The following is a 13,101-nucleotide window of genomic DNA, read 5'->3' as shown; positions in this document are numbered from 1 at the left end:
ATTATGGGTAAGTAGATAAGATAAAACAATAGAAAGTAGGAAATTAAATGAAAAGTAGAGCAGCTGTTGCATTTGGACCAGGAGAACCACTTAAAATTGTAGAAATCGATGTAGAAGAACCTAAAGCAGGCGAGGTAATGGTAAAAATTCTTTACACGTCTGTTTGTCACACAGATGCGTACACATTATCAGGCGCAGATCCAGAAGGCGTATTCCCTGCGGTACTTGGCCACGAAGGTGGCGGTGTTGTCGTATCCGTCGGTGAAGGCGTAACGTCCGTACAACCAGGAGATCACGTTATTCCACTTTACACACCTGAGTGTGGAAAATGTAAATTCTGTCTATCTGGAAAAACAAACTTGTGCGGTGCAATCCGTGAAACACAAGGTAAAGGCCTAATGCCTGATGGAACGACTCGTTTTTCTTATAACGGAGAGCCTGTTTATCATTACATGGGAACGAGTACGTTTAGTGAGTACACAGTCGTTTCTGAATACTCCCTTGCAAAAGTGGAAGACAAAGAAGTTCCACTCAATAAAGTCGCACTACTTGGTTGTGGGGTAACAACAGGAATTGGTGCTGTTCACAACACAGCAAAAGTAGAAGAAGGCGCTGTCGCAGCCGTATTTGGTTTAGGTGCGATTGGTTTAGCAGTTATCCAAGGATTGGTACAAGCAAAAGCAAGCCGTATTATTGCGATTGATATGAACGAAGATAAATTTGAACTTGCTAAAAAAATGGGTGCAACGGACTTTATTAACCCTTCTAAATTCGATAAACCGGTCCAAGATGTCATTGTTGAAATGACAGACGGTGGCGTCGATTATAGCTTTGAGTGTATTGGTAACGTAGATGTTATGAGATCTGCTCTTGAATGTTGTCACAAAGGTTGGGGAGAAAGTATTATTATCGGTGTTGCAGCTGGTGGTAAAGAAATTAGCACTCGCCCATTCCAATTAGTTACGGGTCGCGTATGGAAAGGTACTGCATTTGGTGGCGTTAAAGGAAGAACGGAACTACCAGGAATGATCAATGACTTTATGGACGGGAAAATCGATTTAGATTCGTTTATTACACATAACTTAAACTTTACGGATATCAATGAGGCATTTGACTTGCTTCATAAAGGTGAGTCAATCCGTACAGTACTAACATATGAGGAGTGAAACAATGAGCCTTAAACAAGTTGATAATAAACGTTCATTTAATGGAGAACAACGCAAGTACACGCATTATTCCAATGTATTACAGAGTGAGATGACATTTAGTATTTATTTGCCATCAAATAAGGAAAACAAAGAAATTCCTCTAGTTTGGTGGTTATCTGGTTTAACGTGCACAGATGATAATTTCAGCGAAAAAAGCGGCTTCCAAGGATGGGCTGATAAATATCAAGTAGCAGTCGTTATTCCAGATACTTCACCACGTGGAGAAGATGTTGCAAATGATGAAGCATATGACCTTGGGCAAGGCGCAGGATTTTTCCTGAATGCCACTCAAGAGCCATGGGCAAAGAACTACCAAATGTATTCGTATATTACAGAAGAATTAGCAGAGATTGCCTCTACTTTAGTGCCAAACTTTTCTGGTAAGGAAAGTATAATGGGCCACTCAATGGGTGGACATGGTGCTTTAGTGATTGGGATGAAAAATGCATCGAGATTCAAAGCAATCTCTGCATTTGCTCCTATTACAAACCCAGTTCAAGTGCCATGGGGAGTAAAAGCATTCACAAACTATTTAGGTGAAGACAAAGCAACTTGGACTGAATGGGATGCTTCTGAGCTTATCAAAGAAGTTAACGCTCCACCTATTTTGATTACGCAAGGAACTGCAGATACGTTTTATCCAGAACAATTGGAAGAAACTACTTTCTTAAAAAATGCCCATGAAAATAACCAAGAAGTAAATTACAACAAAGTTGAAGGTTATGATCATAGCTATTTCTTTATTGCTACGTTCTTGGAAGACCATTTCGCTTTCCATATGAAGCACTTAAAGTGACAACCTTTTACAATAAGATTTAGAATGAAAATATCCACATTAAATGCAATGTGGATATTTTTCATTACCGTATAATATAATGTTTAACATGTTACTATTAATGAATGAAAAGTATGTCAATTTAAGGACGTGATAATATGGATATAAAAAAGATATTAGTCGATGAACGTGTTAAACCATACTTATTAAAGGCCCGTTATGGGATTGAAAAAGAAGGTCAACGTGTTGACTTATTAGGTAATTTAGTTACTACCGATCACCCTAAAAGTATTTCAATAAAAGATGATCACCCTTATATTCAGCGAGATTTTGCAGAAACACAAATGGAATTAATTACACCTGTTACTGAGACACTAGAGGAACTGTTTAATTACTTATCAGCTATCCATGACGTTGCTTACGGTTCTATGGGTGAAAATGAAATGCTTTGGCCATTAAGCATGCCTCCTCAGTTACCAGAAAAAGAAGAAGATATTATTATTGCAAAATTGAAAAACCCTGAAGGTGTTGAATATCGTCAATCGTTAGCCAATTCTTATGGCCGCCGAAAACAAATGATTAGTGGTATTCATTTCAACTTTGAATTCGGTGACGAGTTAATCCAAGCGTTATTTAACTTACAATCAGAGATAAAAGATTATCGACTTTTCAAAAATGAGATTTATCTAAAAACCGCAAGAAACTATTTGCACCATCGATGGTTAGTAACTTATTTATATGGTGCTTCACCTAGTAGTGAAAAAGGTTTTTTTGAAGAAGATTCTTTGAATGAGCCAGTAAGAAGTATTAGAAGTAGTAAATATGGTTATACGAATCATGAAGATGTTCAAGTTTCATATAGTAGTATACAGAACTATATATCCGATCTCTCTTTAATGGTTAAAAGAGGACTACTAGTGGAAGAAAAAGAATTTTATTCAGCTGTCCGTTTAAGAGGCGGGCATCATGTTGCAGATTTAGAAGATCACGGTGTTAGTTATATTGAACTCCGAAATATAGATTTAAATCCTTTCGAAAATAATGGAATTAGCTATGAACAAGCAGAATTCCTACACCTCTTCTTACTTTATTCGCTATGGAAAGATGAAGGTTTTGAACCTGATGAATGGGTAAAAACAGGAGAAGTAAACAATGACCTAGTGGCTCTTGAGCATCCTTTAAAGCATACAGAACTTGGAGTAGATGCTAAAAGTATTATTGATGGGATGGAAAGTTTAGTAGAAATCTTAGATTTGACTGTTTCAGATACGTTATTTGTTAATCTGAGGGATATGTTAGTCGATCCAAGTAAGACTTTAGCTGGAAGACTTTATAAAGAGAATGAAAATAGCAGTCAAGGTCAAGTCGCTACATCTCTTGCCAAAGAGTTTTATAAAAGTTCTTGGGATAAACCATATCAATTAACAGGATTTACAGACATGGAGTTGTCGACTCAACTTTTAATGTTTGATGCTATTGAGCAAGGTATCAAAGTAGAAATCTTGGATCGACAAGACCAATTTCTAAAACTCAAATTGGACGACCATGTTGAATATGTTAAAAATGGTAATATGACAAGTAAAGATACGTACGTTTCTACTTTAATTATGGAAAACAAAACAGTTACAAAGAAAATCCTTCACCAAGAAGGTTTTCGTGTTCCGCTAGGCGAGGAATTCAACGATATCGAACATGCTTTACGTTCATATGAATTGTTTGCTGCCAAACCTTTTGTTGTGAAGCCAAAAACAACAAACTACGGATTAGGAATCTCCATCTTCAAGGATGGGACAAATTACGAAGACTATAAACAAGCAATCACGCTCGCATTTCAAGAAGATACTTCCGTATTAGTAGAAGAATTTCTTAAGGGAACCGAGTATCGCTTTTTCGTATTAGACGATAAAGTACTTGCTGTTTTGTCTCGAATTCCTGCGAATGTTCAAGGGGACGGTAAACAGACAATTGAAGAATTAGTCATTGAAAAGAACCGTGACCCTTTAAGAGGACAAGACCATAGAACTCCATTGGAATTAATCCAATTGGGCGAACTTGAGGATCTTATGCTTAAAGGACAAGGTTACCAATTTGATTCCGTACCTAAAGAAGGCGAAATCGTGTACCTGCGTGAGAACTCAAACGTGAGTACAGGTGGAGATTCCATTGATGTGACAGATGATATTTCTGAGGACTACAAAAAAATAGCAGTGGACGCTGTTGCGGCACTAGGTGCTAAAATTAGTGGTATCGATTTAATTATTGAAGACCTAAACGTTCCCGCTTCTGAACCGAATGCGTACGGAATTATTGAAGCAAATTTTAATCCTTCTATGTATATGCATATCTATCCTTACAAAGGTAAGTCTAGACACCTGACAATGCATATAATAGAATACTTATTCCCTGAACTATTGCAAAATGATACTGATAAATAAAATAGACAGATGTTTATTCGTTTTCCTTACCAAAGATTAGCTTAATGGCCCCATCCTTTTTATGTAGCAGTGACTTCTACATAAAAAGGATGGGGCCATTTGCATTTCCGGTTAAAGTTTGTCGTTAAACTCGAAAACTTCATTTATTTATGATGCCCTTCACCATGACAAGTCTAAATACACTTAGACAAAAAAACTGTGAAGCATTCCTAGTAAAGTGAAAACGATTAAATAATCCCCTATTTGCTCCTTTCATCCTCGAGGACATAATCGGAACAAAACAAAGTTGAATAGACCGAGATCAGTTACACCAGGCTTGTCTCTTGACTTAAGTCAATGCATATAAATATCCCCGTAGTTACAATGTAAGCGTTAACTTCTTTCTTTTCTTAAGAATACAACTATTCACCATATGTTGTTTCAATTAAACCCAGAATACTCTAAAACCGGTTTGACTTAAATTATTTGGTGCTATACAATAAGACAATATTGAACTATTTAAATATTAACTCAATTATCCGCGACAAGGAGCGACAAGATAAAACAATTATTCTAGTAAATTTAAAGTAATATTTGCTAAGAGTTTTTTTTATTAACTTCGATTGATCGAGCGCTCAGTCTTAATTGTTTTAATCCTAGACACCTATGTGTACAAGCTTGTAAGTAATCATTTTATGAAAAGGGGCAGATTCAAATGAGCGTTCCATTAGTACTTATGCGTTTCTTAGACAGAGCAGTTAAACTTTATGGTGATAAAACAGCTATCATCGATGACGAGGTAAGTTACACATACAAACAAGTAAATGGTCGGGTCAATCAACTTTCGAGCGGTTTACAAGAACTAGGTATTAGTAAAGGGGATCGTGTCGCCTATTTAGCACCGAATACTACTGGCATGTTTGAAGGTTTTTATGGTGTTTTGCAATTAGGGGCTATAATCACTCCGCTTAATACAAGATTAAAACCAGAAGAATACGTATATATATTAAATAATTCCGGGGCAAAAGCATTGTTTGTCGATAATGATTTACTTGATCTCATTTTACCAGTTCGGGAGAAATTAAGAACAATCGAAACTATTATCGTCCATAATATGAATGAAAACCAAAATGGACTTATTTCTTACGATAAATGGATGGCAAACTATAGCACCGAAAAGATTACTAGGCCGGACGTGGAAGAACTTGATGTAGCAACGTTACTTTACACGAGCGGCACAACGGGACAACCAAAGGGTGTTATGCTAACACATCGCAATAATTATCTACATGCCATGAGTTCCATGCATTACTTGCGTGTTACTGATAAAGATGTCCTACTTCATATTTTACCAATGTTCCACGTCAATGGATGGGGTTCTCCATTCTACTATACGGCAAATGGAGCAACTCACGTTTGCTTAAGAGAAGTAAGAGCAGATGATATTATCGAACGAATTGATAAGTACGGCGTGACAGTAATGCATATGGCTCCAACAGTGTTAAGTACTATTCTGGACTATAATGACGAGCGTAAGATTCCAAAACAACCACAATCAATCCGAACTTATGTCGCGGGCGCCGCGCCACCTCCTGCTTTCATAAAACGCGTTGAGGATGACTTGGGATGGGAGTTCGTCCAAATATACGGAATGACAGAAGCCTCACCATTAATTACGGGTTCTGCAATACGCGATACACAAGAATATTTAAGTAGGGATGAAAAAATAAAAATAAAAGCTAAAGTCGGTTATGAATTTATTGGTTCTGAAGTAATTGTTGTCAACGAAGATGGAAATGAAGTAACCCATGACGGAAAAGATATAGGTGAAATTATCGTCAGAGGTAATGGGGTTATGAAAGGCTATTGGAATGATCCACAATCGACAAGTGAAGCAATACAAAATGGTTGGCTTCACACGGGAGACATGGGGGTTGTTTATCCAGATAATAACATCGCCATTGTTGATCGAAAAAAAGACATTATTATTAGTGGCGGGGAAAACATTTCTTCCGTTGAAGTAGAAGGTGTGCTTTTTGATCATCCATCTGTACAAGACGTCGCAATTATTACAAAACCGCATGAAAAGTGGGGAGAAACACCTCTAGCTCTGGTCGTTATTCGGAGCGGTCACGATGTAACTGAAGAAGCACTTATCACATTTGTCAGAAGCAAGCTAGCTCATTTTAAAGCACCTAGTGAAGTCATCTTCGTTGATGAACTTCCAAAAACAGCTTCAGGTAAAGTATTAAAACATAATTTACGCGATCATTATGTTAAATAAAAGTGATAGTTTACTAACTTTCTTAAGTATTATAGCCTTAAAGATATTTTAATCGGGGGGAGATAACCATTGGCTTACAAAAAGAGAGTACACGGAAAAGAACAACCACATATACCATTTGGGCCTTTTAAAATTCGGTTACCTTTTCTTCATTATAAATTGGAAAAAGCAGAACTAGTTCAAGCTTTTGTAATGTTTGTTGTAAGTGTTAGTATGATACCTCTTTTAGAACAAAGTTTAGGCTTACCCTATAAAGTGGCAATGGCATACGTTTTCGTTTGCGGGATTGGTTTTATGCTTCCTGCTCTACTAGGAGAACCCGTAGTACCAGGGTGGATTACGCCAGCTATTCCGATTATTATTTTGTACTTAAGTGATTATCCAGCCGGACCTGAAGCTATTAAAGCGTTAGTCGCTTTACAATTATTAGTTGCATTTATCTTTTTGTTTTTAGGCATAACAGGGCTTGGAGGTAAACTCGCCAATAACTTACCGAATTCACTAAAAGGTGGAATCTTAATTGGGGCTGGAATTGCAGCACTTCTAGGGGAAATCCAAACGGGCGGCCGACTTGCGGAAACACCAATTTCATTAGTTATTGGTAGTTTTATTGCAATCTACTTACTATTTTCATTATCGTTTAAAAAACTTTCAGCCAAGAACAAAGTAGCAAGATTTCTTTCAAATGCCGGCTTTGTACCTGCATTATTAATCGCTGTCATTATTGGATGGTCTTTTGGTGAATATAAGTTACCTAACATAGAATGGGGTATAAATTTACCTGCTTTCGGGGAAATGTGGAACTACTTACCATTTACAATAGGTTTTCCCGGCATGGGCTTATATATCGCAGCAATTCCTACCGCTATTATTGCATACATAATCGCATACGGCGACATCGTTGTCGGAACCGCGTTAATGGATCGAGCTACTAAAGATAGAGACGATGAACTTGTTGACTCAAATACAAACAGAATCCACATTATCACAGGAATACGAAACCTAATTCATGCATTCTTTGCGCCTTACCCAGGCTTATCTGGTCCTATATGGACAGCAATTACTGCAACGGTTGCAGAACGGTACCGAAATGGTAGAGAGGCAATGGACTCTATTTACGGCGGAGCAGGAACTTTCTGGATTGCAGGTTTTCTCGCATTATTCATTTTACCGCTTGTAACAATATTCCAACCTGTGTTACCGATTGCACTATCACTGACACTTATTTTGACCGGTTATTTATGTATCACAATTGGTATCGAGCAATTGACTACCGAAGTCGAACGTGGTGTCGCGGGTATAATGGCCGTCACACTTGCTGTGTATGGAGCCGCACCTGGACTCATTGCAGGAGTTGTCCTCTATATTATTATTGAAAAAACTTCGCTATCTAGGTCCAATAAAGAGAAAAATATAGAGAAAAGTATAGAGCAAGAAATTGATAAGGTCGCATAAAAAATAGAATTGATTTCAAATTGAACGATTACTAAATACGCATTAATAATTCCTAACTATTCATATAACCAAAAAGAATCCCTGGGTGATCATTGCCCAAGGATTCTTTTTGATTTCTTGCTGTCAGCCGCTCTTATTCTAAAGTCTCAATAGTATTTATTCATCAGTTAGCAATTAACTTATTGGTCATTTGTGGTACGGCTCCCCTTACCACAAGTAGTGCCTCCCTATTCATTCTTCTATCAAATAATGATAAAGCTTACCCTCCACCGCCTGCTCCATCACCATGTTCATATGAACGACCGGAAGATCCTTCCCCTTCTTATCAACCATTCAATCCTCTTCAACGCTAGGTTTGTCCGGAAATCCTTTGCCTAAATAATAAAAATCAGTTCCTTCATCGTTTTTATGGTAAGTGACTACTAATGAATTTAAACCCTGTTTTTATTTTATGATTTCTATAAAGTGTTTTAAAATCCTAGCTGTTAAACCCCAAATTGTATACTTCTCATTTACTTGAACTAATGGAATTAAAACAGCTGAACGAAAAGCTGTTTCTTCCCCTATAAATAGAGGTTGATTTTCATTTAACTGGTTCCGCAGTTTATCTAGGAACACGGAATCCCCCCACTTCAATGTTTATATATTTTTATCGTATCACTAATTGATTAATCCATAAAAAGTATCAGACTGCCAAGTTTCATTATTTATTCGATGAAAAACAGTAAGTGAACTAGGTTTATTATTTTGCTATTGGAATTGTTTATTGCAAAATAACAGTGCAGACTTGTTTAACGTATTTGTACAAGTATTCACACCTTTTTAGCCCGATAAGCTGTGGTGTTTTAACTGAAAAATCGATGGAATATCCAATAATTTAATGCCGCCTTTTTTGAAATACGTAACTTACACCCTGCTATGGCCATTTAGCCAAACATACTATCATCACAAAGTTGTTATTGACAAGGGGGAAAGAAGTATATATCATTGACATTGATAATCATTATCAATTAAAAGGAGAGTTTAATAATGAAAGCAAAACGAAAAATCTCATTAAGTATTTTATTTGTTTCAGCTATGATACTACTATTTGGCTGTTCAGCCGATAAACCTAATTCCACTTCTACTGGCACAGCAGATACAAAACCGGAAGAAACAACTTCCAAATACCCGCTAGTCATCGAGCATGCTTTTGGCGAAACTGTAATTGAAGAAAAGCCTGAACGCATTGCAACGATTGCATGGGGAAACCATGACGTTGCGCTCGCTCTCGGAGTTGTACCTGTAGGCCTTTCAGCGGCGAATTACGGCGTTGAGGATGGCAATGACCTATTACCTTGGACAGCAAACAAGCTCAAGGAACTTGGTGGAGAAAGCCCTGTTACTTTCCAGGATACAGACGGACTTGACTTTGAGGCCATTTCAGATGCAAACCCAGATGTAATTCTTGCAGCATACTCTGGTCTTACGCAAGAAGAATATGACACATTAAGTGAAATCGCACCAGTGGTTGCCTACCAAACAAGCCCTTGGTTAGCTTCATGGCGTGAACAAGTGACATTCAATTCAAAGGGTATGGGAATGGAAGAGGAAGGTAAACAACTAATTGCCGATACAGAGAAATTAATTCAAGATAAAGTAAATGAATATCCTGTTCTTAAAGGTAAGAAAGCCGCATTTGTTAGCATATCAGCGACAGATTTATCTAAATTCTACATTTATACACCAACAGATTCTCGCGGGGAGTTCCTTGGTGAGTTAGGAATGGAATACCCTGAAAATATTACGAGTCAAATTACTGATCCAAATAGTTTCTATTTAGAATTAAGTGCTGAAAATGCAGATATACTGAGCGATGTTGATCTTTTCGTATCATACGGAGATGACAATACATTAAAAGCACTGCAAGCTGATCCAATCCTTGGAAAAGTTCCAGCAGTTCAAAGAGGGTCTGTTGCCATTATTGGAGATAACACGCCACTTGCGGCAGCCGGAACGCCAAACCCGCTTGCAATTGACTATTCAATTGACGAATATTTAACTTTACTTTCAGAAGCTGCTAACAAGGTAAAATAACATGCTCCATACATCTGTTTCAGAAAATAAGCAGTTACTTATTCCGAAAAACTTTATAAAAATCTTTGTGCTTTCTATTGTTTTACTCGGTATATGTGTACTGGCTTCCCTTGCCTTTGGGTCACGTACAGTTGGATGGGATGAACTAATGGCTGGTTTATTCCACCCAACTGTACAATCTCATGGGGCAAATGTTGTGCGTCAAAGAATTGCTAGAACTGTGTTTTGTTTAATGTGCGGTGCCGCATTAGGCGTTTCTGGAGCGCTTATGCAATCAGTCACGCGTAATCCGATTGCAGATCCGAGCATATTAGGCGTAAACACAGGGGCTGCTCTCTTTGTCGTTTGTGGAATTTCCTTTTTAAATATCACGACTGCTAGTCAATACATTTGGCTTGCACTAGCGGGAGCAATCATAACTGCCATTTTTGTATTCGGAATTGGTTCTATGGGGAGTGGGGGTGCCACGCCCCTTAAACTTGTTTTGGCGGGTGCTGCTACAAGTGCAGCCTTATCATCTCTCGTAATTGCAATAATGATTCCCCGCTCAAACGTTATGGACCAATTTAGATTTTGGCAAGTAGGCAGTGTTGGATCAGGAAACTGGAGCAACATCTCTACTTTGATTCCTTTTCTTCTTGTAGGCATACTCATCGCTTTCTGCTCGGCTTCAGCACTTAATGCATTAGCATTAGGCGATGAAGTTGCGAAAAGTTTAGGTGTACGAACTGGCACCCTTAGACTGATTGCCGCTTTTGGTGGTGTCCTATTATGTGGTGCAGTAACAGCACTAGCTGGCCCTATTGGCTTTATCGGTTTATTGGCCCCCCACGTGATTCGACTCGTTATTGGGCCTGATTTACGATTTATCATCCCGATGTCAGCCCTTTCAGGTGCAATTATTTTAACGATAGCAGATGTATGCGGTAGGCTTATCGGCAGTCCGGGTGAGCTTGAAGTTGGTATAGTAACGGCATTTATTGGGGCTCCTATATTAATCTTACTAACGATGAAAGCGAAGATGCGTACATTATGATAAACGAATCAATGAATCTTATTATAGTTGGCAGAACAAAGAGACGTCGTCGTTTTATACTCGTGACTTCCTTACTTGCAGTCATCGCTTTCGCTCTTTGCTGCACTATGCTTATGCTAGGAAACACAATTTACCCCGTTCAAGATGTCATACGTGTACTGCTGGGTGAACAAGTAAAAGGCGCATCATTTGCAGTGGGGACCATCCGTTTCCCACGAATGGTGGCAGGTGTTTTTGCCGGATTCGCTTTCGGAATAGCCGGTACAGTATTCCAGACAATGTTGCGAAACCCTTTGGCAAACCCTAATGTCATCGGAATTACAGCTGGTTCAAGTGCAGCCGCTGTTTTTTGCATCATTATTCTTCAGGCAAGCAATTTGGTTGTTTCAATTGCTTCTGTTGTTGGTGGACTTGCTACAGTCATTGTTATTTTTCTATTATCAAAAGGGACTTCTTTTTCAATCGGGAGATTAATCTTAGTTGGAATTGGCATTCAAGCAATATTGAACGCTGTCATATCCTATTTACTACTGATTGGTCAAAAACAGGACATTCCTACTGCAATGAGATGGCTTAGCGGGAGTCTAAATGGCGCTAAAATGGAGAATCTTTTCCCTTTAATCCTAACAGTTCTTATCTTCGCACCTGTCATCATCTTCCTCGGGAGACGATTGGATATGTTGGAACTAGGAGAGCAGGCTGCGACTTCACTTGGAATTGATACAGATAAGACAAGACTTGTACTTATTATTAGTTCAGTCCTAATCATTGCGTTAGCTACCGCTACAACGGGACCCATTGCATTTATCGCATTCCTTTCTGGACCTATCGCAAAAAGATTAGTTGGTGCGGGGTTTTCAAACATTATTCCGGCGGGTCTTGTTGGCATCGTTTTAGTCCTAGCGTCGGATCTGATTGGGCAATTCGTATTCGTTGCGAGATACCCTGCAGGTGTCATCACAGGCATTCTAGGAGCTCCCTACTTGATCTACTTGTTAATCCGAATGAATCAAAAAGGAGATTTATAATGAAACAGGCACATACTTTTCAAGCTGAACAAGTCGTTTCGGGCTACGATCATAAAACCATTGTCCATGGCGTAAACCTTTTGATTCCGAGCAATAAAATCAGCGTCATTATCGGCCCAAACGGCTGCGGAAAGTCTACGCTTCTTAAAACATTGGCAAGACTTATTAAACCGACATCCGGAAAAATTACACTGGATGGAAAACCGCTCAGCAAAATCCCGCCGAAACAATTGGCGCGCGTTTTAGGGCTTCTGCCGCAATCCCCCATTGTTCCAGAGGGAATATCGGTGACGGATTTGGTTGGCCGAGGAAGGTACCCCTACCAATCCATGTTCTCCGGTTGGACAAAAAAGGATTATGAAGCCGTTGCCGAAGCGATGGATATTATGGACATTACCGAATTTGCAAACCAGAACATTGACGAACTATCCGGCGGACAAAGACAGCGCGTCTGGATTGCAATGGCGTTGGCGCAGCAAACCGATATTTTATTTCTTGATGAACCGACGACTTTTTTGGATATTACGTATCAAATTGAAATTCTTGACCTGTTGACTGATCTTAACCGAAAACACGGAACAACGATTGTAATGGTCCTTCATGATATCAACTTGGCCGCACGTTACGCAGACCATATTTTTGCCCTTCGTCAAGGAAAGCTAGTTGCGGAAGGTAAGCCTTCAAAGGTCATTAAAAGTGAATTGATTAACGACATTTTCGGGCTTCGTTGCACAGTGATAAAAGATCCGATTTCGGGCTCTCCTTCTGTGGTACCAATAGGAAGATATCATGTTAATAGTGAATATACTCTATAAATAAAGACTA

At 38.7% G+C, this 13,101-nt stretch carries 9 protein-coding genes and 2 pseudogenes; 9 read left to right on the top strand and 2 right to left on the bottom strand.

All coding sequences use genetic code 11. The annotated features are described in order from the left end of the window. Window positions 1-47: 47 nt before the first annotated feature. From KSU66_RS11730 to KSU66_RS11710, 5 genes are all read left to right on the top strand, one after another. Entirely contained in the window at window positions 48-1,166 is a 1,119-nt protein-coding gene (locus KSU66_RS11730; RefSeq protein ID WP_269051647.1) for an S-(hydroxymethyl)glutathione dehydrogenase/class III alcohol dehydrogenase, read from the top strand. Between the two features lie 4 nt (window positions 1,167-1,170). After that, complete coding sequence (gene fghA / locus KSU66_RS11725) at window positions 1,171-2,004, top strand: S-formylglutathione hydrolase (RefSeq protein WP_269051646.1); 834 nt, start codon at window positions 1,171-1,173, stop codon at window positions 2,002-2,004. Window positions 2,005-2,141: 137 nt separating this feature from the next. After that, window positions 2,142-4,418: a bifunctional glutamate--cysteine ligase GshA/glutathione synthetase GshB gene (gene gshAB / locus KSU66_RS11720; RefSeq protein WP_269051645.1), complete on the top strand. Its 2,277-nt coding sequence runs from the start codon at window positions 2,142-2,144 to the stop codon at window positions 4,416-4,418. 694 nt (window positions 4,419-5,112) lie between these two features. Beyond that, entirely contained in the window at window positions 5,113-6,681 is a 1,569-nt protein-coding gene (locus tag KSU66_RS11715) for a long-chain-fatty-acid--CoA ligase (RefSeq protein ID WP_269051644.1), read from the top strand. A gap of 69 nt (window positions 6,682-6,750) precedes the next feature. Further along, a complete protein-coding gene (locus KSU66_RS11710; RefSeq protein ID WP_269051643.1) occupies window positions 6,751-8,136 on the top strand; it encodes a solute carrier family 23 protein in 1,386 nt (461 codons plus the stop codon). 231 nt (window positions 8,137-8,367) lie between these two features. Here KSU66_RS11710 and KSU66_RS11705 read toward each other — a convergent pair. Continuing rightward, window positions 8,368-8,541, bottom strand: a pseudogene (locus tag KSU66_RS11705) (DUF3427 domain-containing protein); the annotation flags it as partial. Between the two features lie 90 nt (window positions 8,542-8,631). Continuing rightward, window positions 8,632-8,754 (bottom strand): annotated as a pseudogene (locus KSU66_RS11700) (NUDIX hydrolase); the annotation flags it as partial. Window positions 8,755-9,165: 411 nt separating this feature from the next. Between KSU66_RS11700 and KSU66_RS11695 the strand changes: the two are divergent. Genes KSU66_RS11695 through KSU66_RS11680 form a run of 4 tightly spaced genes read left to right on the top strand, consistent with a single transcriptional unit; the run spans window position 9,166 to window position 13,091 of the window. Continuing rightward, window positions 9,166-10,212, top strand: coding sequence for an iron-siderophore ABC transporter substrate-binding protein (locus KSU66_RS11695; protein ID WP_269051641.1), 1,047 nt, complete (start codon window positions 9,166-9,168; stop codon window positions 10,210-10,212). 1 nt (window position 10,213) lies between these two features. After that, a complete protein-coding gene (locus KSU66_RS11690) occupies window positions 10,214-11,248 on the top strand; it encodes a FecCD family ABC transporter permease (protein WP_269051640.1) in 1,035 nt (344 codons plus the stop codon). Beyond that, window positions 11,245-12,276, top strand: a complete 1,032-nt coding sequence (locus tag KSU66_RS11685; RefSeq protein WP_269051639.1) for a FecCD family ABC transporter permease — start codon at window positions 11,245-11,247, stop codon at window positions 12,274-12,276. Before KSU66_RS11690 ends, KSU66_RS11685 begins: the two co-directional genes overlap by 4 nt. After that, window positions 12,276-13,091 (top strand): ABC transporter ATP-binding protein, encoded by an 816-nt coding sequence (locus tag KSU66_RS11680; protein ID WP_269051638.1) that lies wholly within the window; start codon window positions 12,276-12,278, stop codon window positions 13,089-13,091. Before KSU66_RS11685 ends, KSU66_RS11680 begins: the two co-directional genes overlap by 1 nt. The last annotated feature ends 10 nt before the right edge of the window (window positions 13,092-13,101 follow it).

The organism is Sporosarcina sp. G11-34, from assembly GCF_026931025.1.
This window is presented reverse-complemented; position numbering and strand designations above follow the sequence as displayed.

What these genes read in the sequence shown, in the direction of transcription:
- KSU66_RS11730 (WP_269051647.1), top strand. Translation starts at nt 48, where the DNA reads ATGAAAAGTAGAGCAGCTGTTGCATTTGGACCAGGAGAACCACTTAAA.
- fghA (WP_269051646.1), top strand. Translation starts at nt 1,171, where the DNA reads ATGAGCCTTAAACAAGTTGATAATAAACGTTCATTTAATGGAGAACAA.
- gshAB (WP_269051645.1), top strand. Translation starts at nt 2,142, where the DNA reads ATGGATATAAAAAAGATATTAGTCGATGAACGTGTTAAACCATACTTA.
- KSU66_RS11715 (WP_269051644.1), top strand. Translation starts at nt 5,113, where the DNA reads ATGAGCGTTCCATTAGTACTTATGCGTTTCTTAGACAGAGCAGTTAAA.
- KSU66_RS11695 (WP_269051641.1), top strand. Translation starts at nt 9,166, where the DNA reads ATGAAAGCAAAACGAAAAATCTCATTAAGTATTTTATTTGTTTCAGCT.
- KSU66_RS11690 (WP_269051640.1), top strand. Translation starts at nt 10,214, where the DNA reads ATGCTCCATACATCTGTTTCAGAAAATAAGCAGTTACTTATTCCGAAA.
- KSU66_RS11685 (WP_269051639.1), top strand. Translation starts at nt 11,245, where the DNA reads ATGATAAACGAATCAATGAATCTTATTATAGTTGGCAGAACAAAGAGA.
- KSU66_RS11680 (WP_269051638.1), top strand. Translation starts at nt 12,276, where the DNA reads ATGAAACAGGCACATACTTTTCAAGCTGAACAAGTCGTTTCGGGCTAC.